The sequence below is a fragment of the Idiomarina sp. X4 genome (assembly GCF_002808045.1).
Lineage (GTDB): Bacteria > Pseudomonadota > Gammaproteobacteria > Enterobacterales > Alteromonadaceae > Idiomarina.
The window spans coordinates 2,519,552-2,540,399 of sequence record NZ_CP025000.1 but is presented as its reverse complement, the minus strand read 5'-3'; the positions used below and the strand labels follow the sequence as shown (position 1 = coordinate 2,540,399).

Sequence of the window (20,848 nt, the reverse complement as noted above, 5' to 3'; positions counted from 1 at the left end):
AAGTCCATTTAGCTTTAAGATCCAATATACATAGCTGTAATCTGTATTCGCTCATGTCCAAGCTCTTGACTTAACTGCTTGCGAAAGTTGTTATCGACTTCTTTCTCCTCTTTTGACATCTCCTTTCTGGATTTTCCACCTTGGTGGGTGCAACTGTAGCCGCTAATGTCTTTAAATCGATTTTGGGCGTAATGGTGTCGTAATCCATGGTTTTTATTTAAACCTACACGACATGTTTCGTACTCATAAACTTTCATTTGCTCTTTAAAGTTACGGTTGTCAGCTATTAGCGACTTTGAGCCGAACTTTGCCTTAATTTCGTTGAGCAAATCTCGCTGCCCTTGAGTTTTAATAGGAACAGAACGGGCTTTGCCTCCTTTAGTCCATGTGCTTTTTAGATAAATGTGCTCCTCTTTATCAGCGTATGCTGCATTAAAGTGAATGCATTCAGCTTTTCTAAGTCCAAAGTGTGATTGGAGCAGTAAGGAGTATCTTGTTGGTATATCCTGAATATTTTGAAGTTTGGACATGTCCAGGTTGTGTGCTTTATTCTCCCCGACGAAAACCCTACGACTTATTGAGTAAGCATCATTTGTTCGATGGACAATATTTGGTTTACCTATTTGTGCACTGAGCCAGCGAAGCTCGGCCATTCGGTTTTTTATGGTAGAAGAAGAGAGTTCATTGTGACGCCATTTAGTCACTAGGTACTCTATGTGTTTTGGTTTTAGCTGATCAGGAGTTTTGATTTTGTATCCTTTTTCAATAAGCTCTTTAGCTATTAAATTGAGAATTCGCTTTGACGCTGAACGAGTAGCGAACGATCCGCCTCGCTGTTTTTTTATTAGTTGATTCAGTGTATATCCAAGTTTGCTCATATGGGCTCCTAAATAAAGAAAGAAAAGCCCGAATATTGAGTAATATCTGTAGTAGGTGAGTTTTAAACCCCGCTATAAAGGCGCACCTTTAAAGCTATCTAAGATAAATAGGGGTATTTACTCAAGCGGCTAACTAGCCGAAATATCGTAATGATATTATTTGGAAGGTTCGGGCGTTTTATACTATTTTTTCTCCTTTTGGTGATAGCGGCAGCCCAGGCGCCTTAGTAGTTATATGGTTAATGTACTCTATTGATTAAATAGGCACAACCTCTAACTAGGTTCGTGCGGACATGTCTGCATTGTTTTAAGAAACATATCGAAGAAAAACAGGTATGGTGCCATACAGACTACTTATGAAAATCCCCCCAAAAATGTAGAACTAGATGAATCAAGTTTTTGAGCCTAGTACGAGACTATTAGCAGGGGGAACGCTAGTACACAGAAGGCTTGTTTATAAGACAATTTTGAATTAGTAGAAAACAAAGTTGTCACAACTTGTGAAGGGGTAGTGTTTTCCTGAGTTTTGTGCTAGGTTTAGTAGAGTAATAAAACTATTGACAATCATCAGCCTTCTTGCTAGGTTTTGCCCTAGCAAAACCTAGCAAGAAGGCTGATGAGGGTAATACTCCTTTTAAGTAGGCTTTAATGTTAGTTACGACACTCCAAAGGAGTATGTAGGAGGTAGTTATGGGAAACATAAATAGAACTCATTACCATGAGCTAGATCTGATACTTTGGGATATGCATAATAAGTTTGTTAAGCCCGAGGTAGCTTTAGAGCTTTATGAAAAACGTTGGGGTTACATAGACCAAACGAAAATTACACTGAAAGAAAAAACACTTATTAACAAGCTAGTGAATAATTTCGGTGGTGGTGTGTTCATGCCTGCCGCATAGAAAGATGACAAAGTATACTTTAGAACATCACAAATTGATTGAATCAGCGTTAACTAAATTTAACGCTGATTTTTTTTGTGAGCATAGAATAATATTTGGTGGGGGAACAAGGATTGCCCTTGAGCTTGATGAATATCGTGAATCAGTTGATATTGACTTTCTATGTCCTAACAAGAATTCATATAGAGCTGTCAGGCAGTCTGTAACGAACTTAAACCTAAATATTCTTGTAAATCAAGAGTTTGATTATCCTCGAGAAATAAGGGCTGACAGGGATGCAGTTCGAACTGTCATAAAATATAAGGGACAGCTGATCAAGCTCGAGTTTATAAGTTTCGCTGACTATGATCTTAGTTTTGAGTTTGATGAAGATAAATTCCCTGTGCCATTTCTAGACCAACAGTCTTGCTATTACACAAAGTTACTGGCTAATAGTGACCGAAAGCTTCAGCAACCATTTAAAGACATTTTTGATTTACTGGCTATGTATAGAGTTTGGGGAAAGATTCCAAACAAATCGATAGATTTGGCAGAGGGGCACTATGGCGCTAAAGTTATAATCCCAGATTTGCTTAAATCCCTGCACGATATAGTTGAAAAACCCGATAAATATTTTTTAGCTGCTAAAAATGTTCATATGAAGGATGACTGGGCTAAAGATATTATACTGGGGCAAGCCCCAAAACTAATTAAAGAGTTAGAAGCTAAGTAATCTCAATTTTCCTAGTTTTCTCCTCACTAGCTTTTATTAACTTGGTATACATCTCCCCCCCTAATAAAGGAAGTTTTCCTGAGCTACTGAGTAGAAAATCTCGTTGTAGTCGCTTAGCTAATAGAAAATCCTTCTCGCTGTTTTTTTCATTGAATGGATGTGTATCCAAGTTTGTTCATGGTGATAGCGTTAGCTAAGGCGCCTTAGTGCCCGGCCCATTAAACTAATTTTTGGAAAGAAAAGAATTAATACTCCGTAGGTGCGGACATGTCCGCATCTGTGAAATCCGATGAAAATTTACTCGAGTGAAAGCTAGTCTTGAAGAAATAGGAGAGAAGTGACTCCAAATGATTGGCATACAGACAACTATCAAATGGTGGTCAAAGGAAGCGTGGATATCTCCAGGCTCCTTTTGGGATAAATTTAGACTTACTTTGCATCGTTTGAATAACGAAGCTTTAGCTCTGAGCAGCTGAACTCGATACTTTTGATCAAAACATCACACGCTTTTTTGTATGAAACAATGGAGCTCAAAGCTATGATAGTCATAAGGACGAATGCACCAAAATCTAAAATTTCTTGGGTTAGGTTTACTTGCAGCTTGCTATCGCCTAACCCGAGTAAAACTCGAAATTGTATGTTAAAGAAAAATAGGTACACTGCCCACACGGCACCCACAGTCAATTTATAAAACTTAATTCGGGAATCGATTCTATTATTAACTTTCTCGATATTATCTGTGAGCATCTCGATTTCAGCCTCGCTTTTAACGCCATTCCTCTCAATTACGTTTATAGTAGCGTCTATATGCTGGTCAGTAACTCCATAGTTTACATAAGTGCTTGGCACTGAAAAAATAGAGAGAAGAGCCGGTATAATTATGACTAGTGAATAGATAAATACTGAAAGCTCAGAGAGAGCTTGAAACTGATTCATCGATATTAAAGCAATAACTGAAAGAAAAACTGATATAAAAAAGCACACAGATGCAGGACGAAAGAATTCTCCGATCCCCAGTTTTAAGCACTTCGTGGGAAGGAATACATACTTCCTTATGATCCTCGGTACTGAGGCTTCTAAGTCGCCTCCTAGAATTTCAACTTCGGTTTCTTCGATTATCTTCTGTGTCTTTCTGAACATTTTCACTCACTCCATTAAACTAAGAAATGTAAAAATTTATAGATGCATAAACGCTTCGTATTGAGTCTATTTTGGGTGTCACAGGATTTTAAGGTGGACATGTCAAAACCCACTGCAAATTTTAACATAACTAAATGATTATACTGTACTTTTTAAAACTTTTGCTGCCATTCGAGTTAGATCATTTATTGAGTGAAAATGTTGCAGCTCATATTCTGGACGTTTTCTCGCTCATCTAACAATTCCCTTATAGATATTGAATACCAGCAGGTAGCTTTTCTGGTACATCGAAGGTTGAAAATATCGAATATACTTCTGCTCAATGCGGACATGTCCGCATTTTTTTGAAAAGTTTTGGCAGGCTTGCTCAATTTATAGACTAATTGTGATGTGTTTTGCTGATTCGCAGCATTAGTTCTTACTTTTATGAGACCACATGATCCCCCGTAAAATTTTTTCATCCCTTAGCCGTCCCCTTTATTATTTTTCGTGAAACCCGCTGTTGAAGCGGCTTTCACGAATATGCTGCGCATCGTCCCTACCCAAAAAGTAGGGACGATGCTAACTAAAACAGCCCTTTTTGTTCCTCTAAAAGACTCATCAAAAAAACCCGCACCAAAAATTTCTCCGATTTTTGGAGGGCATGGTTCTTCTGGATAAGATATATCCGTCCAATAACGGAGGGAAAAATGGAAGAGGTTACATTACTTAAAAAAGCTCAGTTAGCCGAAATGTTTAGTACATCGGTTTCATCAGTAGAGCGAATGATGAGGGATTACAAAAGATTGTGTAGAGAGGGGCATGCGTCCGAGGCTAAGCGCTGTTGTCCCACTCCTGTTTACTTTTCTAACGGAGGGACTGTCAGGTTCAGTGTTCGAGATATTAGTAATTTTTTTAAACAGCTAGATGATATTGAAGTTTTATAGGAGGTAGTGATGAGCAAGGCAAACGGTTCAATGCAGTTAATAAGCGCAAAAGACGTGTGCGAGAAGTACTTTAATATAAGCCGTAAAACTTTACGGCGTTGGCAGAAAACTCGGGAAATGCACTTAGAGGCAGGTCGTATTGAAGAAGCTGATAAGGTATTGCCCCCGGTTAAGAAAATACCTGGAAGTTCTAAGGTTTACTTCCTGCTTGATGACCTTAGAGATTTTGTAGCTAAGAACAAGCTGACATGAGAACTAACAGTGTTTTTTCAGAAGTCACACTGCCGGATTTTTTCGGCTCGGTGGTTGGCTTTGAAACCTCTGCTCACAGGGATGTGAGAAGTCTATATGCTGATAAATTAGAGAAGCATGTAGAGGAAGAGTTAAGCTTTAGAGTTAAAAATACCACGTTGTTCGGTTCGGTGAACTCGAAAAATATTAGGTCTTTGACTAAAAAATCATTCCGTGAAGCAGTTTATGGAAATCTAGCTGAAGAAGATGATGATTTTTTAGGCGAAGAAGTTTTCTTTACACCTAATGGTTTTTGCAAAGCTCCTATTTCAAGGATTGCGAGGTTATCTGAGGTATGTTGCGTTTGGGTTGACCTAGATGTTCGAGACAAAGAGTTGGAAAAGAGACTCTCGTTAATTGAGACCGCTCGCATACACAACTCTCTCTATACTGCTTTAGGTAAAGATGAAAGCTTACCTGAGCCAGATTTGGTTGTGGAGTCTGGCTCCGGAGGATTACATTTTTACTGGCTTTTCAAAACAGAAGAGGCAACTTCCAAAAATGTAAAACTTTGGTTTATGTTAAAAGAGCGACTTAATAGCCTATTTACTGCTCTATGTATTGATAGGGAGCTGTTTGTCGATGATAAAGCTAATAAAAGCCCTAGAGGAGTGATGCGTCTTCCTGGGACGATAAACATTAAATATCACACAGCATGCAAGGCATATCGTAATAATAAAAGAAGAGAGAGAAGAACGCTTGGGAGCTTGATAGCGCAGTTAGGTATAAAAGATACGCAAAAGACGGTACCTAGAGTTTACAACAAGAACTTCAAACCTTCGCTAATTTCGTCTGAGGACTTCTGCCGAAACTATTTTCATGTTCCTAAGAGCTTAAGTAACCACCAGAAATGGTGCTTGAAATATGCGAACTTTGTAATTCCTATTCTTCTGAAAGGAAAAAGAGTAAAAGTTGGTTTTCGAGATCTAATTGCTTACTCGGTTGTTGTTTGCTTAAGACAGCTGACATGCCCACGTAACTTAATTAAGGAGGTTATTATTCAGATCAATAGAAGTTCAATTAAGCTCCCAACGGGAACGCTTTTAAACTACATGTCTACGGTTATGATGAAGCGTTATCAGGCAAGCTCAGGGGAGTTCATTAAGAACTTCACTAAAGGTACAGGTGTATCTACTGGGCACTTAGTAAAAAAGAGAAAACCAAGTAAAAGGAATAGAGCGGAACATGCTCGGTATGTATCAAAGAAAATCAGAGAAGAATCAATGCATAAGGTTGTTGAAGCTATATCTAGCATTCAAAAGCAAGGTATTCCTGTTCATAAGGTACGATTAAAAAATGTTTCTGAGGCTTCTGGATTGGCGAACCAAACATTAAGAAATCTGGGTCTAAAAAAGTCTAACATCTGGGTTTGGTATTTGATTTGTAACCCCTCAACAAAGGCTCATAAGGTTTGTGGTATTGAACTCAATGTTATGAAATCTGGCTGCCATAGGGATAGAAAAATATCTAATGCTAAAACTTAACTAGCTGTGTTTTAGAAAACGATGAGGCGTCGAACTAATGCTTGGCCAGCCAACAGGGTTAACTTTTATCCGCTTCTTTTCTGTCAAGCTTTGCAGCGAGAAACCATAATGAGGTTAACCCGATACACAGAATACCAACAGCAATAAAGAAGGCACCGTAACCAATTTCAAACAAGGTAAAGTCAAGTTCCATAAAATCCTCTCAGTCTCTTAGACTAAAGTTACCTTAAAAATTCTAAAATATGTAGTTCTGAGAAAAAGCCAAATCCAGTTGCCTTATAGTGGGGGGGAGGGGATTAATACCCAATAATACCTTCATAACTAGCAACGAATCAGTCTATAACCCTTTCAATTTAAGAGCTAGTAGACAGTCTTGATGACGATAGTGGCAATACAGGGGAAGCACATCCAAGTAACTCTATACACGATAAATTCTAATCTGAAGTAACTTTTAAAACGCGACATGAGAGCAACATTTCACTCTAAGAGACAATATTAGTGAAACATGGAATTTTAGAAGAGGGTTTGTAAGGTGCTGATATAAAAGAGATTAATATAGGAAGAATTGGTCGGCGTGAGAGGATTTGAACCTCCGACCCCTGACACCCCATGACAGTGCGCTACCAGGCTGCGCTACACGCCGACCGAGGGAAGCTATCTTACTGTATTTGACGTATTACGCAAGCCTCAGCGGTGTGTTTGGTGCTCAACTGCTTCTATTTTCATCAATTTGCCTTATCTGGTGTTTCAGTAAAGCGTTTGAGATCTTTTAACGCATCAATTAATACCGGAACCGGTGGCTCGTCGCCTTTCTTCAGGACGAATTCAGGGCTGCTGTATACGTTAAACTGTCCGCTGTTATCCAAAATGGTTATTTCAGTTTTGTCGTATATGACAATATAAGGGCTGTAGGTTTCTATCAGTGGCCATCTGTCTTTCTGTTCGCGTAAACTTTCGCCGTTTGTGTAGTTATTAAACGAGCCGGCGCAAGAGATTCTGTCATCTAAAACGGTTGGAATAATATCCATAAGACCGGCAATGGGTTGCTTCGGTAACGGCATATTCAATTGCCATAGAGGCACCGTCATATTTTCTAGTGCAAACTGCTCTTTACCCAGTAACTCGGTTTTATTTTCAGGTGATAGGTAACTTACGAGCACCTGATGCTGTTTTGCTTTTTCCAGAATGTGGGTTAACTGCTTGGTATCATCAGCGGTCAGTAATATGACATTGATACGCTGATTATTGCGCCCATTAAAACTGTTGAGGCTTTGTGGTTCAAATTCATTGGCAAACTGTGACAATGAAAGACTTTCTTGCCAACTGTCACTGGTGTACCAATTCATTTCGATATTAAAGTCATTCAACGGTTTTAAATACGCAGGGGCGACTTTCTGACGCTCTATTGTATCTTGATAAAAGTCAGGGAGTCCGTATAAGAACTGGAATAAGCCACCTTCTTGTTTCGGGTGAGCCAGCATGCTGACTTCAGTTTCTTGTAAAGAGGTGGTAGCCAATACTGCGCTAATGTCTTGTGTGTACTCTTCAAACAGAATAATAGTCGCTGTTTGTTCAAAGTCTTTTTTGGAGCACAACAGTGGCTGTTTTGGGTATTTCAGCTTAATTTTATCCGTGGCCATAAGCATTTGTTGGCGTGCCTGGTAGCTTTCTACGTCAATAACCCCATGTTTGGCCATTAATGTTTTGGCAGTTGTGGGGTAAGACAAAGGAAACATATCGTCCTGTTGAGTAATGGGAGTGTATAAGGACGCATCTGCCCAGACATGCACACTATGGCTGACAAAGAAACACAAAACAAAAACAGCGGTTGCCGGCGCGCCTATCTTTTTGCGTTGCAATTCATTCAATCGTTTCCAGGCAAGGTTAGCGAGCAGCAACTCGATACCGACAATCAACAAAAAGCCCAACAACACGGCGGAAATAATGACAAAGCTGGCACCGGTAAATACCGCTTCAGCGTCTTTGGTCATTTGCGCCAGTGAATAGGTATTTAAATGATAACCGTATTGTCTAAAAAACAGAGCGTCGGCAATAAGCGCGATAAGCCCAAACGAGGCGACCAACGCAGCTAAACCCCGCAATACCTTTGAGTAAGGAATAATAAGGCAGAATGGGAATATGAGAATAATAAAGAAGACGAATGGCAGGAAAGCGAAATGCCCCAGCCAGCTGACCAGCATGTATAAGGTACCAATAGCGGTAGGTGACTCTGGTGACGCTTCAACATAGAGTAAACCAACAAATAAGCACAGAATAATGTTGGCAAATGTGAACCAATGCCCCCAGCTAATCAGCCGCGCTATTTTGTCCCGGCGTTGGTATTTTCCGCGTTGGTCCTTTCCCATTGTTTACCAGTCTCGTGTTACAATCCGCTTATAGTAACACAGCAAAACAGCAAGGATAGTCCCTGATATGCAATTGCGAATTGAAGAAAGTATTATTCACCAGTTTTATCAAAATGATGGTCAGGTTGGGTTGCGGCTGGCACCTTCAGCGCTGAACGAAGACGAGCAATTGCATGATTTACTGGTCGAGTTAACCGACGTTTATACCAGTAAACCGGCTAAAGGTTATGCCAGTTTTCTGACCGAAAACGATGAGGGCGACGCCAGCCCGTTTCCTGAGCAGCTGAAGTCCTGGTATGACAAAGCGCTCGACTTTGTTGAGTTCAGTCAGCAGTCGGCTAAGCTACTATTAGAGCAGCTGCAAAGTTATAACCTGCTGGAAGCCGGGTTTTTATTGATTACCCGTTATCAGCATTTGAGTTCAGAGTACTTACTGGTTTGCTTTCTTCCGGTAAAAGAAGGCGTGACTATCAGCCCGGACTTAGGGGTCGATCGGTCCTCGCAGTTAGACATAAGCAAAGTGCAGTTGGCGGCTCGCATTGATTTGACTGAATGGCGAACCGCGCCCGACGCCGAGCGCTATATTTCTTTTATAAAAGGGCGCGCGGGGCGCAAAGTATCTGACTTTTTCCTGGACTTTTTAGGTTGTACTGAGCGTGTGAATACCAAAGAGCAGACTCAGCAGCTGGTGGATACCGTTCAGGAATATGCGAAACAATCGGGTCTGGAAGCTGAGCAGCGTCAGGCTTTGAGTAAAACGGCGTATGAATATTGTGATGAACAATGGAAGCAGGGCGACTCGGTCAAAATTAAAGACTTGTCAGAGCAATTTGCCGAGCAGTACCCGTCAGACAATTCTTTTGAAATGTTTTCTAAAGAGTTTGCTGAGCAACGGGAAAAGGAAATTGCCGATGACTTTCCAGCTGATAAATCGACGCTAAGGAAGCTGGTTAAGTTTCAGGGGCAAGGTGGTGGTGTCAGTGTCGGCTTCGACCATACGGTACTGGGTGAGCGAGTTCATTATGATCCAACGACCGATACGCTGACTATTAATGGTACACCGCCGAATTTACGTGATCAGCTGCGACGTTACTTTGGTATAGACAGTTAATGGCTTGTTGGATGTTTTTGATTGCCGATAAAATAAAGGCGCTGATGGTTAGTCAGCGCCTTTATTCTATTTGGTTCTACCTCGGTTATTTTTCTGAGGAACCGGGGACAATGTTGGAGGCGTGTAAACCTTTAGGGCCTTCTTCGAGTTCAAATTCGACAGGTTGCCCGGCTTTGAGCGTGCGATAACCTTCCATTTCAATGGTTGAGTAATGTGCAAAGATATCGCCTTCGCGATCTTCGCTCTCGATAAAGCCGAAGCCTTTCGAATTATTGAACCATTTGACTTTTCCGGTAGCCATACATCTACTTCCTTCTTTTGCAACAGACTATGTTTATTATTATTAAAGGTGTTAACTTGAAATTAAGCTGTTCAAACACCATCTTTAACTCTAGGTGAGATGAGTTATTAGTCAAGCTTTTTTGGTTAAAAAATGCGCTCTGTTGTTAAAAATTTGAGTGGGTTTTTGCAAGTAATTACGAATTTTTAGACTACAATTTATGATAGGTTGTTAACAAATGAGTCAATTTGACCAACAACATCTTAGCGACACAGAGGAAAAGCAAGAGCTCAAGCCACCGTCCATGTATAAAGTCATTTTAAATAATGATGACTACACACCCATGGATTTTGTGATTGAAGTGTTGATGAAATTTTTTAAGATGGATCAGGAAAGAGCAACAGATACGATGTTGCAGGTACATTATAAAGGAAAGGCCGTTTGCGGTGTTTATTCTGCGGAAATCGCCGAAACAAAAGTAGTACAAGTCAACCAGTACGCTCGCGAAAATCAACACCCATTGTTATGCACAATGGAGCAAGAGTAAGTGAGTGAGACGGTAAGGAGTGGTGTATGTTGAACAAGGCCCTTGAACTGACGTTGAATGATGCGTTTCGGCTAGCACGAGAGCGCAGTCATGAGCTTATGACTGTTGAACATTTATTGGTGGCGCTTCTGGATAACCCCGATGCGTCGAAAGCGTTGCGTGCTTGTGGGGCTAATTTCCAGCAGCTTAAAGAAGAGCTGTTGAGCTATATTGACCGCAGTACTCCGCTATTTGGACCTGACGAAGAAGAGCCGGACACACAGCCGACGTTAGGCTTCCAGCGTGTTCTTCAGCGTGCGGTTTTTCATGTGCAGTCATCGGGTAACGCGGAAGTGACCGGGGCTAACGTATTGGTCGCCATTTTCAGTGAGCAAGAGTCTCAGGCCGTTTATTTACTGAACAAACACGACATTACTCGCCTGGATATTGTGAATTATATCTCACACGGTATTTCGCGAATCGACGAAGAGCCTGCAGAAGAGTCTCTGGAAGACGAAACCATTGAAACTCAGCAGGAAGAACAGCAGAGTTATTTACAAAAGTTCTGTACTAACCTGAATGAGCAAGCCAAAGAAGGCAAGATTGACCCATTGATTGGTCGTGACTTCGAAGTAGAGCGCTGTGCGCAAATTCTTTGCCGTCGTCGCAAGAACAACCCTTTATTGGTTGGCGAAGCGGGTGTGGGTAAAACAGCTATTGCTGAAGGTTTGGCGTATCGTATTGTCAAAGACGATGTGCCGGAGATTTTGCTGGACGCAAAAATTTACTCATTGGATATGGGCGACTTGCTGGCCGGGACTAAATACCGGGGCGATTTTGAAAAACGCTTTAAGCTGTTATTAAAAGAGCTGCAAAAGCAAGAGCACGCTATTCTGTTTATTGACGAAATTCATACCATTATTGGCGCAGGTGCTGCCAGCGGCGGTGTGCTGGATGCGTCAAACCTCATTAAGCCGTTATTATCGAGTGGTCAGCTGAAATGTATTGGTTCGACAACTTATAACGAATTTAAGAATGTCTTCGAGAAAGATCGTGCTTTGGTGCGCCGATTCCAGAAAGTGGATGTCGTAGAGCCGTCGGTTGAAGACACGACTAAAATTCTCATGGGCTTGAAAGATCGTTACGAAAGCCATCATGGCATTCGTTACACGCAGCCCGCTATAAAAGCGGCAGCAGAGTTGTCTGCTAAGTATATTAACGAGCGTCACTTACCGGACAAGGCAATCGATGTCATGGACGAAGCGGGTGCTTCCCAACGTTTGTTGCCGCCATCAAAACGTCGTAAAACGGTGGGCGTTTCTGACATTGAGACGATTATAGCGAAAATTGCTCGTGTACCTGAGCAATCGGTCTCTCAGTCTGATCAGGAAACACTGAAACAGTTGGACCGTAACTTGAAGATGGTCGTGTTCGGTCAGGATGAAGCCATTGATAAGTTAACTGCTTCTATACGTCTGTCGCGCTCTGGCTTAGCGAATGAAAATCAGCCTATTGGTTCGTTCTTGTTTGCAGGGCCTACCGGCGTTGGCAAAACGGAGGTGACTCAGCAACTGGCTAAAGCCATGGGCATTGAGTTAGTGCGTTTTGACATGTCGGAGTACATGGAGCGCCATGCGGTCAGTCGTTTAATAGGTGCCCCTCCGGGCTATGTAGGCTATGAGCAGGGTGGTTTATTGACCGATGCGATCATTAAGAATCCACACTGTGTTCTGTTGCTGGACGAGTTGGAAAAAGCACATCCGGATGTCTTTAATATCCTGCTTCAGGTTATGGATAATGGTACTTTGACTGATAATAATGGCCGTAAAGCGGACTTCCGAAATGTCATTATTGTCATGACGACCAACGCTGGCGTGCGCGAAACCGTTAGAAAATCGATTGGCTTTAAACAACAGGATCACAGCCACGATGCCATGGCGGAAATTAATAATACGTTCACGCCAGAGTTTCGTAACCGCTTAGATGGTGTTGTTTGGTTTAACCATCTAACGCCAGAAGTGCTGGAGCAAGTCGTCGACAAGTTTATTTGCGAATTACAGGCTCAGTTAGATAAAAAAGGCGTGTCGTTGGAAGTCGACCCGAGTGCGCATGCCTGGATAGCTGAGAAAGGTTACGACAAGGAAATGGGCGCACGTCCAATGAGCCGCGTAATTCAAGAACACTTGAAGAAGCCGTTAGCGAACGAAATTCTGTTTGGTCAGCTGTCTAAAGGTGGCAGTGTCAAAGTGAGTGTGTCTGATAAAGGCGAGCTGAAGTTTGACTACGACAGCAACAGCGAAACGGTGGAAAGTTAAAAGCAGTGCTTAAGGCCGGTTCGGTTGAGCCGGCCTTAACCCCGAACGGATTAACGTGCGCGGAAGACGATGCGGCCTTTAGTTAGGTCGTATGGAGTCAACTGAACCGTTACTGTGTCGCCGGTTAAGATGCGGATATAGTGTTTACGCATTTTACCAGAGATGTGTGCAGTAACCACGTGACCATTTTCCAATTCTACGCGGAACATAGTGTTGGGAAGCGTTTCCAGAACCGTTCCCTGCATCTCAATATTGTCTTCTTTCGCCATTAAAATCCTCTGATTTCTGTTAGTAGCCTAAAGTGTGTGCGATTTTAGCGCTTTTTTCCAATGATTGCCAACCAGTCGTTCATATGGGGCAAAACGAGTTTTGTAATTCATCTTATTGCAGGCATCGATTTGATAGCCCAGGTACAAATATTGAAGGTGTTGCTGACGACTGTATTCAATTAACTGTAAAATGGCATAGGTGCCTAATGAACGCTTGTGAGCGGCTGGATCAAAAAACGTGTAAACAGCTGACAGCGCATCCGGAGTTTGATCGGCTACTGAGACTGCCAACAAGTTTCGTTCGTGGTCTCGCCACTCAAAAATAAGTGGTGTCATCCAGTCACAGGATACCCACCGCCAGAAGTTGTCAGAATCAGGTGGGTACATCTCTCCGTCAGCATGACGCTGCTCGATAAACTCGCAAAATAAACGACTGTGTTCGTCTGTTGGCTCTGTCACTATCGTTAAGGACAAGTCTTTATTTTTGTTAGCAATGCGTTTCTGGTTTTTACTGGCCGTAAACTCGTTCACGATGACTCGCAGTGACTCACACGCACTGCATAATCGACAATGAGGACGGTAGACATCGTTATGGCTGCGTCTGAAGCCGTTTGCCATAAAGTACTCGTAAGCTTCAGGGTTTAGCCGTTGTTGTTCTTCAGGAACCGCAACAATCAGGCGCTCTTGCTTGTCCTTAAGATAGTTGCAGTTTGACTCATGGGTTAATCCGAACCGCATGTGGGGCTCCCGGAGGATTCTAGCTGCCTTGGTGTCCAGAACTGACTGGGCATCGTCGATGTCTGCGAGGAGTGTAATTTTACCAAGAAGCGCTCACGAGAAAGTTCATGCGCACCCAGTGAGAACAAATGAGGATTCCCGACCTGGCAGTCAATGAGCTGTCCGCCGTCATTATGAAAAGCGTCTGCAAACCGCATTAACGCAATTTTTGACGCGTTGGTGGCGGTATGAAACATACTTTCACCACAGAATGTTCGGCCAATTGAAACGCCGTATAAACCGCCAACCAAGTGTTCGTCTAACCACACCTCGACAGAATGAGCATGACCCAGTTTGTGTAAGTTTAAATAGGCGTTCATCATTTCGTCGGTTATCCAGGTGCCTTCTTTGTCTGCGCGTACGCGGGCACAAGCGTCTATAACGTCAGCGAAGCTGTTGTTTATAGTCACCCGCCAGGGTTTTTGGCGAGCGGCCTTAGCTAATGAGCGACTAACGTGAATTTGGTCAGGATAAAATACAGCGCGGGGGTTGGGTGACCACCATAAAATCGGGTCGTTGTTTGAAAACCACGGAAAAATACCGTTTTGATAAGCATACAGTAACCGTTCAGCCGATAAGTCACCCCCAACAGCGAGGAGCCCGTTAGGCTCGTGTAGTGCTGTCGCTGCGGGAGGAAAGCTTATCGATAGTGGATCAAGCTGAACGATCACTGTTGTATCAGGACTTGGTTAATGCGTCCAGATAGCGTTCAGCGTCAAGCGCTGCCATACAGCCCGTGCCGGCAGATGTAATGGCCTGACGATAAACGTGATCCATAACGTCGCCTGCGGCAAATATGCCCGGTACGCTGGTAGCCGTTGCGTTACCTTCTAAACCACTTTGAACACTGATGTAACCGTTTTGCATATCCAGTTGACCGTCAAAAATACCGGTGTTTGGCTGGTGGCCAATGGCGATAAAGCAGCCTGCAACATCCAGCTTTTCAGTGCCGCCGGTTTGTGTGTCCTTAATGCGGACACCAGTAACACCTGCATCGTCACCTAAAACTTCGTCTAAGGTTTTGTTCAAGTGGAAGATGATATTGCCGTTTTTCTCTTTTTCGTGCAGGCGATCAACCAAAATTTTCTCAGCGCGGAACGTATCGCGACGGTGAATAACGTGAACTTCGCTGGCAATGTTAGACAAGTAAAGGGCTTCCTCTACTGCCGTATTACCACCACCAACAACACAGACTTTCTGCTTTTTATAAAAGAAGCCGTCACACGTTGCACAGGCTGACACGCCTTTGCCCATAAAAGCTTCTTCAGAGTCTAAACCTAGATATTTCGCTGATGCGCCAGTACTGATAATAACTGAGTCCGCTGTGTACTCGCCGACATCGCCTTTTAGTTGGAAAGGGCGCTTGGAGAAATCGACGCTGTTGATATGGTCAAACACAATTTCAGTGTTGAAGCGCTCTGCGTGCTGCTGCATGCGAACCATCAGGTCAGGACCGGTTAAACCTTCGGCGTCGCCAGGCCAGTTTTCAACGTCGGTGGTGGTGGTTAACTGACCACCTTGTTGCATACCGGTCACCATGACAGGGTCTAAATTAGCGCGAGCTGCGTAGACTGCTGCGGTATAGCCCGCAGGACCCGAACCTAAAATTAATAACTTGCAATGCTTGGCGTCTGCCATTGATAACTCCTGACTGCTTGTATTCTTTTAATGTAAGATAAGTAATTTATGGGGACTGATTGTAGGGTTTGCAAGCCTGTGGAACAAGTCAAAAATAAAAAAGCACTAGGTTGTTTAAAATAACACAGAGTGAGGTGTTTATGTCGTTAGCGCACGAAACCAGTTTCAGTTGTCCTTATTGTATGGCGCCGAACTCTTTGGAGGTTGATCCGATTAATGATCTTGGGCAGCATCAAATTGTTGATTGCCAAGTCTGTTGTCAGCCGATTGAATTATGGGTTCAGGAAACAGGCAATGGTGAGTTTGAAGTTCAGGCGCAGACCGATGATGAGTAAGTCATAAAAAAGCCCCGGCGAATAAATTCACCAGGGCTTGGGAGTGCGTTTTGTTTGCGGGCTTATTACCCTTGCAACGCTTCACGCGGATCTTGATAGTCAAGACCCAGCTGTTCACCTAAGTCATCGTGAATCGCTTTGTAGGTGATTTTACCTTTGTGCATGTTCAGACCTTTCAGCAAGTGGTCGTTCTCCAGCATTGCTTTCACGCCTTTGTTTGCTAGCGCAATGCCATAAGGCAAGGTCGCATTATTCAGCGCGATAGTTGAGGTGCGAGCCACGCCGCCCGGCATGTTGGCAACACAGTAATGAACCACGTCATCAATGACATAAACTGGGTCTTGGTGAGTCGTCGCTTTTGACGTTTCAAAACAGCCGCCCTGGTCGATAGCCACATCAACCAATACAGAACCTGGCTTCATATTTTTGATGTTTTCACGAGTGAGTAGTTTCGGAGCCGCAGCGCCTGGAATCAGTACCGCACCAACGACTAAATCTGCTTCGCGTGAATATTTGTCGATAGCATCAACGGTTGAATAAACGGTTTGTACGCGACCGGCGAAAATATCGTCCAGCTCACGCAGACGAGGTAGTGAACGGTCCAAAATAGTGACTTCTGCGCCAAGGCCAATCGCCATTTTTGCTGCGTTAGTACCGACAACACCGCCGCCAATAATTAATACTTTACCCGGAGCAACGCCTGGTACGCCGCCCAATAAAGTACCGCTGCCGCCGTGAGCTTTTTCTAAGTAGTGTGCGCCAGCCTGAATAGACATACGGCCAGCAACTTCGCTCATTGGTGCTAACAGCGGTAAACCATTGCGGTTGTCAGTAACTGTTTCATAAGCAATAGCCGTACAGCCAGCCTTACCTAATAACTCTGTTTGAGTTGGGTCTGGGGCTAAGTGCAAGAAGGTATAAAGAATTTGGCCTTCGCGCAGCATTTTGCACTCGTTTGGCTGAGGCTCTTTTACCTTAACAATCATGTCAGCGCGTTCAAAAATTTCTTCAGGCGTATCGACAATGCTTGCGCCCGCCTCGGTATATTGTTCGTTAGTAAAACCGATTGCAGCGCCACCATTATTTTCAATAATAACGTCGTGACCGTTCTCAACGTATTCGCGAACCGCAGCCGGGGTTAAGCCGATGCGATATTCGTGGTTTTTAATCTCTTTTGGTACACCAATTAGCATTGTCTGCCTCTTACTTAGTTAACGGTTTTCGGTGAAATAATTTGGCGCAAATTATAGACGTAAAACTAAGTGCATGAGTTACTTTTTTTAAGTTATTTTTTAGTGTGATATTCTATAAGCAAGCTAATTTTTCGAGATTTATTATGTTTAATGCCGAAATTCCCACAGAAATCACTGTTGATAAAATAGACAGGAAGATCCTGCGCTTGCTGCAGGAAGATGGGCGCATGTCTAATGTGGAGTTGGCGAAGCGGGTCGGGCTTAGTCAAACCGCTTGTTTGGAGCGAGTTCGCAAGCTGGAGCGCGAGCAGGTTATTGAAAGCTATCATGCCAAAATAAACCCTGCTAAATTAGGGGCTAATCTAATGGTGTTCGTGGAAATTACGTTGACTCGCACGTCGGCCGATGCCTTTGCCGAGTTTAGTGAAGCCGCACGGAAAACCGATGAGATACTGGAATGCCATTTGGTGGCCGGAGATTTCGACTTCCTTATAAAAGCTCGCGTGCCTGATATGCGTGCTTATCGAAAACTACTCGGTGAGACTTTGCTAATGATGCCAGGGGTTGATGAATCCCGTACTTATGTCGTGATGGAAGAGGTCAAACAAGAAAATAAAGTATTAGTAAAGGGGTAACATTAGGGCTGACATTCGCTACAATCATGCGATTATTAAAACAATAACTAACGAAGGCGCTACAACAGAATAATGACAGGTGTACAGAGAGTTTTAGAAGCCGGACTGCTTATTAGCGGGGCTTTAGCTATTTTTATTTTCTTGTCCTTAGTTAGCTTTAACCCGGCTGATCCCAGTTGGTCGCAAACAGGCTATGAGGGCAGTATCCATAATGCCGGTGGTGCCGTTGGTGCTTGGGTGTCTGATGTCCTGTTGTTTGCGTTTGGTTTTGTTGCATATCTTATTCCCTTTGGCTTTGCCGGCTTGGGCTATTTATTATTCCGTAAAACCTATCATTTACTGGAAATGGATTATCTGGCTGTCAGCTTGCGCATGATAGGTGCGTTATTAGCGCTTATTGGCGCGTCGGCACTTTCCTCCATTAACTTCGACGATATTTATTACTTTTCTGCCGGCGGTGTTATTGGCGACGTAATTGCAGCATCTCTGCTGCCGTATCTGAATTTTGTGGGCAGTACCTTATTGCTACTGACGTTCTTTTTTACCGGTATTACGCTGGTTACTGGCATTAGCTGGTTACAGGTAGCAGATAAGTTGGGCGAATGGGCCATTGTCGGCGTTTTGTGGTTGGTAGATAGAATCAAACAAACTTGGCAAAAGCGCGATACCCGTGATGATGAGCGAGAGCCAGAAGACGAAACCAAAGAAGCATTACCGGATAAAGACGAGAAAGAAACAAAATCGCTAACCAGTGACTTATTCGGCTCCGATAAGCAAGAGCCGGTATTGAGTTTGCCGTCAATGAGTGCAGTGGACGAAGACGAAGCCGCTGAGGACGTTGTTGAGGGGGAAAAGGCACCGCGTTTTAGTAAAGAAGCGGCGGAGCGCAAGCGTCAGGCGAAGCAGACCATTAAAACGGATGACGAGGATGACGAAGAGAGCGATGCCGAGCCGGAATTGTTGCCGCCGTTACCGTCGATAGAGTTATTGGATAGACCGAATAAGAAAGACAACCCAATTACCCAGGACGAACTTGATCAAGTATCACGAACGGTTGAAACCGTTCTGAAAGATTTTGGTGTCGACGTTCGTGTAGCACATGTTCAGCCTGGACCGGTTATTACTCGTTTTGAGCTAGACTTAGCGCCAGGCGTTAAAGTATCTAAAATCTCGAACTTAGCTAAAGACATTGCGAGAACACTCTCCGCTGTTGCAGTACGTGTGGTTGAAGTTATACCCGGCAAGTCATACGTTGGGCTGGAGCTGCCGAACAAACACCGTGAAATTGTGCAACTGAGCGAGGTGATTAACAGTGACCAGTTCAGTAACAGCCAGTCGCCGCTGACCATGATTTTGGGCAAGGATATTGCCGGTAAATCAGTCGTCGTTGATTTAGCGAAGATGCCACATCTATTGGTCGCAGGTACGACCGGGTCGGGTAAGTCGGTTGGTGTGAACGTCATGATTTTAAGCTTGCTTTACAAGAGCACGCCGGAAGACGTTCGCCTTATTATGATAGATCCGAAAATGCTTGAGTTGTCGGTGTATGAAGGCATTCCACACTTATTGACGGAAGTTGTTACTGACATGAAAGACGCCGCTAATGCGCTGCGCTGGTGTGTTGGCGAAATGGAACGTCGCTATAAGCTAATGTCAGCACTTGGTGTGCGTAACCTAAAGGGATATAACGCAAAAGTAAAAGCCGCTGAAGAAGCCGGCGAACCATTGCGTGACCCAATATGGAAACCGGGCGATTCGATGGATGAACTCCCTCCGGTGTTAGAGAAATTACCTAACATTGTTGTGGTTATTGATGAGTTTGCTGACATGATGATGATTGTTGGTAAAAAAGTCGAAGAGCTGATTGCCCGTATTGCTCAAAAAGCACGAGCAGCTGGCATTCACCTTATTTTGGCAACACAGCGTCCGTCAGTTGACGTTATTACCGGTTTAATTAAAGCGAACATTCCAACGCGTATTGCGTTTCAAGTGTCGTCAAAAGTCGACTCCCGTACTATTTTGGATCAGCCTGGAGCCGACCAGCTGTTAGGGCAGGGTGATATGCTCTATCTACCACCAGGTAGTGGTTCGCCAATACGTGTGCACGGCGCCTTTGTTGATGACCATGAAGTGCATGCCGTTGTAAAAGACTGGAAGAAGCGCGGTCGCCCGAACTACCTGGAAGAAATTCTTTCCGGTGACCAAGGTGAAGAGGCGTTACTGCCAGGTGAACAACAGGAAATGGATGATGCTGAGTCAGACCCGCTTTATGACGAAGCGGTTGCCTTCGTGACTGAAACACAGCGTGTATCTGTGTCGAGTGTTCAACGCAAATTCCGTATCGGTTACAACCGTGCGGCTCGAATTGTAGAACAAATGGAAATGAGTGGTGTCGTAAGTAGTGCAGGTAATAACGGCCAGCGCGATGTTCTGGCACCTAAACCACCAAGGGATTAATTCATGAAAGCAGTATGGTTCGCCGCCGTTATGGCGGTATCAATGAATGCATTTGCCAGCGACAACAACTCGGATAAAAAAGAGCTTCAACAGCTTTTAAAGCAAACTCAGAGTTTATCTGCTGAGTTTGAGCAGCAAGTGAAAGACGAACAAGGCAATGTTCTGCAAACACTCAGCGGCAATATGAAATTAAAACGGCCAGCGAGCTTGTATTGGCACACGCTGTCTCCCGATGAAACGGTGATGGTCGCAAACGGTGAAAAAGTCTGGTATTACAACCCATTTGTTGATCAAGTCACTATTTATGCGCAGCAGGATATGGTCGATAACAGCCCGCTGTTACTGGTCTTAGACAACAATACAAATCAGTGGCAGAACTATTCTGTAAGTCACGTCGATGACCGTTATTTAGTGAAACATAATAATGATGCCAGTCAGTTAGAGCTGGTTTTTGACGGCAATACGTTGACAGAAATAACCTTGGTTCAGGCACAAGGAGAGCGTACTGAACTGATGTTGAGCGACGTTGTTTTAAACCCTCAAATCGACGGAGAGCAATTTACTTTTGAAGTACCCGCTGGTGTCGATGTGGACGACCAAAGCTAACCGTTGTGA

20 protein-coding genes, 1 tRNA gene and 2 pseudogenes are annotated in these 20,848 nt (G+C 43.6%); 12 read left to right on the top strand and 11 right to left on the bottom strand.

Features of this window, described 5'->3' with window-relative positions; all coding sequences use genetic code 11:
* Window positions 1–14: 14 nt before the first annotated feature.
* The gene (locus tag CWC33_RS12305; RefSeq protein ID WP_100692177.1) at window positions 15–878 is read right to left on the bottom strand and encodes a phage integrase N-terminal domain-containing protein; all 864 of its coding nucleotides are present in this window, start codon (window positions 876–878) and stop codon (window positions 15–17) included.
* A gap of 690 nt (window positions 879–1,568) precedes the next feature.
* Here CWC33_RS12305 and CWC33_RS12300 point away from each other — a divergent pair.
* Together CWC33_RS12300 and CWC33_RS12295 are read left to right on the top strand one after the other, a co-directional pair.
* Window positions 1,569–1,778 (top strand): hypothetical protein, encoded by a 210-nt coding sequence (locus tag CWC33_RS12300; RefSeq protein WP_100692176.1) that lies wholly within the window; start codon window positions 1,569–1,571, stop codon window positions 1,776–1,778.
* Between the two features lie 4 nt (window positions 1,779–1,782).
* The gene (locus CWC33_RS12295) at window positions 1,783–2,490 is read left to right on the top strand and encodes a nucleotidyl transferase AbiEii/AbiGii toxin family protein (protein WP_100692175.1); all 708 of its coding nucleotides are present in this window, start codon (window positions 1,783–1,785) and stop codon (window positions 2,488–2,490) included.
* 429 nt (window positions 2,491–2,919) lie between these two features.
* Here the strand turns inward: CWC33_RS12295 and CWC33_RS12290 are convergent, their stop codons facing one another.
* Window positions 2,920–3,630, bottom strand: a complete 711-nt coding sequence (locus CWC33_RS12290; protein WP_100692174.1) for a hypothetical protein — start codon at window positions 3,628–3,630, stop codon at window positions 2,920–2,922.
* Between the two features lie 935 nt (window positions 3,631–4,565).
* On the opposite strand from CWC33_RS12290, the gene CWC33_RS12275 reads away from it, so the two are divergent.
* Window positions 4,566–4,808, top strand: coding sequence for a helix-turn-helix domain-containing protein (locus CWC33_RS12275; RefSeq protein WP_100692171.1), 243 nt, complete (start codon window positions 4,566–4,568; stop codon window positions 4,806–4,808).
* Window positions 4,805–6,331, top strand: coding sequence for a hypothetical protein (locus CWC33_RS12270; RefSeq protein ID WP_100692170.1), 1,527 nt, complete (start codon window positions 4,805–4,807; stop codon window positions 6,329–6,331). The genes CWC33_RS12275 and CWC33_RS12270 overlap by 4 nt, the downstream gene beginning before the upstream one ends.
* Window positions 6,332–6,389: 58 nt before the next feature.
* On the opposite strand, the gene CWC33_RS12785 is transcribed toward CWC33_RS12270, so the two are convergent.
* The 3 genes from CWC33_RS12785 to CWC33_RS12260 form a co-directional block, all read right to left on the bottom strand.
* The gene (locus CWC33_RS12785) at window positions 6,390–6,524 is read right to left on the bottom strand and encodes a hypothetical protein (protein WP_269766164.1); all 135 of its coding nucleotides are present in this window, start codon (window positions 6,522–6,524) and stop codon (window positions 6,390–6,392) included.
* A 373-nt stretch (window positions 6,525–6,897) separates the two neighbouring features.
* Window positions 6,898–6,974 (bottom strand) — tRNA-Pro (locus CWC33_RS12265).
* Between the two features lie 82 nt (window positions 6,975–7,056).
* Window positions 7,057–8,697, bottom strand: coding sequence for a DUF3413 domain-containing protein (locus CWC33_RS12260; RefSeq protein ID WP_100692169.1), 1,641 nt, complete (start codon window positions 8,695–8,697; stop codon window positions 7,057–7,059).
* 67 nt (window positions 8,698–8,764) lie between these two features.
* Here CWC33_RS12260 and yejK point away from each other — a divergent pair, with 67 nt between their 5' ends.
* Window positions 8,765–9,808 (top strand): nucleoid-associated protein YejK, encoded by a 1,044-nt coding sequence (yejK, locus tag CWC33_RS12255; RefSeq protein ID WP_100692168.1) that lies wholly within the window; start codon window positions 8,765–8,767, stop codon window positions 9,806–9,808.
* Window positions 9,809–9,893: 85 nt separating this feature from the next.
* On the opposite strand, the gene cspD is transcribed toward yejK, so the two are convergent.
* Window positions 9,894–10,109, bottom strand: coding sequence for a cold shock domain-containing protein CspD (gene cspD, locus CWC33_RS12250; RefSeq protein ID WP_100692167.1), 216 nt, complete (start codon window positions 10,107–10,109; stop codon window positions 9,894–9,896).
* Window positions 10,110–10,326: 217 nt separating this feature from the next.
* On the opposite strand from cspD, the gene clpS reads away from it, so the two are divergent.
* On the top strand, window positions 10,327–10,635 hold the full coding sequence (clpS, locus tag CWC33_RS12245) for an ATP-dependent Clp protease adapter ClpS (RefSeq protein WP_088768244.1): 309 nt from the start codon (window positions 10,327–10,329) through the stop codon (window positions 10,633–10,635).
* 26 nt (window positions 10,636–10,661) lie between these two features.
* The gene (clpA, locus tag CWC33_RS12240) at window positions 10,662–12,929 is read left to right on the top strand and encodes an ATP-dependent Clp protease ATP-binding subunit ClpA (protein WP_100692166.1); all 2,268 of its coding nucleotides are present in this window, start codon (window positions 10,662–10,664) and stop codon (window positions 12,927–12,929) included.
* 50 nt (window positions 12,930–12,979) lie between these two features.
* On the opposite strand, the gene infA is transcribed toward clpA, so the two are convergent.
* The 4 genes from infA to trxB are packed head-to-tail and all read right to left on the bottom strand — an operon-like array spanning window position 12,980 to window position 15,613.
* Window positions 12,980–13,198, bottom strand: a complete 219-nt coding sequence (gene infA, locus CWC33_RS12235; protein WP_053953583.1) for a translation initiation factor IF-1 — start codon at window positions 13,196–13,198, stop codon at window positions 12,980–12,982.
* 27 nt (window positions 13,199–13,225) lie between these two features.
* On the bottom strand, window positions 13,226–13,936 hold the full coding sequence (locus CWC33_RS12230) for an arginyltransferase (protein ID WP_100692165.1): 711 nt from the start codon (window positions 13,934–13,936) through the stop codon (window positions 13,226–13,228).
* Window positions 13,921–14,646, bottom strand: a complete 726-nt coding sequence (gene aat, locus CWC33_RS12225; RefSeq protein WP_100692164.1) for a leucyl/phenylalanyl-tRNA--protein transferase — start codon at window positions 14,644–14,646, stop codon at window positions 13,921–13,923. Before aat ends, CWC33_RS12230 begins: the two co-directional genes overlap by 16 nt.
* A gap of 7 nt (window positions 14,647–14,653) precedes the next feature.
* Complete coding sequence (gene trxB, locus CWC33_RS12220) at window positions 14,654–15,613, bottom strand: thioredoxin-disulfide reductase (protein ID WP_100692163.1); 960 nt, start codon at window positions 15,611–15,613, stop codon at window positions 14,654–14,656.
* Window positions 15,614–15,753: 140 nt separating this feature from the next.
* Here trxB and CWC33_RS12215 point away from each other — a divergent pair, with 140 nt between their 5' ends.
* Entirely contained in the window at window positions 15,754–15,948 is a 195-nt protein-coding gene (locus tag CWC33_RS12215; RefSeq protein ID WP_100692162.1) for a CPXCG motif-containing cysteine-rich protein, read from the top strand.
* Window positions 15,949–16,013: 65 nt separating this feature from the next.
* Here the strand turns inward: CWC33_RS12215 and ald are convergent, their stop codons facing one another.
* The gene (ald, locus tag CWC33_RS12210; protein ID WP_088768237.1) at window positions 16,014–17,141 is read right to left on the bottom strand and encodes an alanine dehydrogenase; all 1,128 of its coding nucleotides are present in this window, start codon (window positions 17,139–17,141) and stop codon (window positions 16,014–16,016) included.
* A 143-nt stretch (window positions 17,142–17,284) separates the two neighbouring features.
* On the opposite strand from ald, the gene lrp reads away from it, so the two are divergent.
* From lrp to lolA, 4 genes and pseudogenes are all read left to right on the top strand, one after another.
* A complete protein-coding gene (lrp, locus tag CWC33_RS12205) occupies window positions 17,285–17,776 on the top strand; it encodes a leucine-responsive transcriptional regulator Lrp (protein ID WP_088768236.1) in 492 nt (163 codons plus the stop codon).
* A 72-nt stretch (window positions 17,777–17,848) separates the two neighbouring features.
* Window positions 17,849–18,316, top strand: a pseudogene (locus CWC33_RS12820) (DNA translocase FtsK 4TM domain-containing protein); the annotation flags it as partial.
* A gap of 222 nt (window positions 18,317–18,538) precedes the next feature.
* A pseudogene (locus CWC33_RS12200) lies at window positions 18,539–20,233 on the top strand (DNA translocase FtsK); the annotation flags it as partial.
* Between the two features lie 3 nt (window positions 20,234–20,236).
* Window positions 20,237–20,839 (top strand): outer membrane lipoprotein chaperone LolA, encoded by a 603-nt coding sequence (gene lolA, locus CWC33_RS12195; protein WP_100692160.1) that lies wholly within the window; start codon window positions 20,237–20,239, stop codon window positions 20,837–20,839.
* Window positions 20,840–20,848: the final 9 nt, after the last annotated feature.

Bases quoted from the DNA above. Each gene is read 5' to 3' on its own strand.
- CWC33_RS12305 (WP_100692177.1), bottom strand. From the start codon at position 878: ATGAGCAAACTTGGATATACACTGAATCAACTAATAAAAAAACAGCGA.
- CWC33_RS12300 (WP_100692176.1), top strand. From the start codon at position 1,569: ATGGGAAACATAAATAGAACTCATTACCATGAGCTAGATCTGATACTT.
- CWC33_RS12295 (WP_100692175.1), top strand. From the start codon at position 1,783: ATGACAAAGTATACTTTAGAACATCACAAATTGATTGAATCAGCGTTA.
- CWC33_RS12290 (WP_100692174.1), bottom strand. From the start codon at position 3,630: ATGTTCAGAAAGACACAGAAGATAATCGAAGAAACCGAAGTTGAAATT.
- CWC33_RS12275 (WP_100692171.1), top strand. From the start codon at position 4,566: ATGAGCAAGGCAAACGGTTCAATGCAGTTAATAAGCGCAAAAGACGTG.
- CWC33_RS12270 (WP_100692170.1), top strand. From the start codon at position 4,805: ATGAGAACTAACAGTGTTTTTTCAGAAGTCACACTGCCGGATTTTTTC.
- CWC33_RS12785 (WP_269766164.1), bottom strand. From the start codon at position 6,524: ATGGAACTTGACTTTACCTTGTTTGAAATTGGTTACGGTGCCTTCTTT.
- CWC33_RS12260 (WP_100692169.1), bottom strand. From the start codon at position 8,697: ATGGGAAAGGACCAACGCGGAAAATACCAACGCCGGGACAAAATAGCG.
- yejK (WP_100692168.1), top strand. From the start codon at position 8,765: ATGCAATTGCGAATTGAAGAAAGTATTATTCACCAGTTTTATCAAAAT.
- cspD (WP_100692167.1), bottom strand. From the start codon at position 10,109: ATGGCTACCGGAAAAGTCAAATGGTTCAATAATTCGAAAGGCTTCGGC.
- clpS (WP_088768244.1), top strand. From the start codon at position 10,327: ATGAGTCAATTTGACCAACAACATCTTAGCGACACAGAGGAAAAGCAA.
- clpA (WP_100692166.1), top strand. From the start codon at position 10,662: ATGTTGAACAAGGCCCTTGAACTGACGTTGAATGATGCGTTTCGGCTA.
- infA (WP_053953583.1), bottom strand. From the start codon at position 13,198: ATGGCGAAAGAAGACAATATTGAGATGCAGGGAACGGTTCTGGAAACG.
- CWC33_RS12230 (WP_100692165.1), bottom strand. From the start codon at position 13,936: ATGCGGTTCGGATTAACCCATGAGTCAAACTGCAACTATCTTAAGGAC.
- trxB (WP_100692163.1), bottom strand. From the start codon at position 15,613: ATGGCAGACGCCAAGCATTGCAAGTTATTAATTTTAGGTTCGGGTCCT.
- CWC33_RS12215 (WP_100692162.1), top strand. From the start codon at position 15,754: ATGTCGTTAGCGCACGAAACCAGTTTCAGTTGTCCTTATTGTATGGCG.
- ald (WP_088768237.1), bottom strand. From the start codon at position 17,141: ATGCTAATTGGTGTACCAAAAGAGATTAAAAACCACGAATATCGCATC.
- lrp (WP_088768236.1), top strand. From the start codon at position 17,285: ATGTTTAATGCCGAAATTCCCACAGAAATCACTGTTGATAAAATAGAC.
- lolA (WP_100692160.1), top strand. From the start codon at position 20,237: ATGAAAGCAGTATGGTTCGCCGCCGTTATGGCGGTATCAATGAATGCA.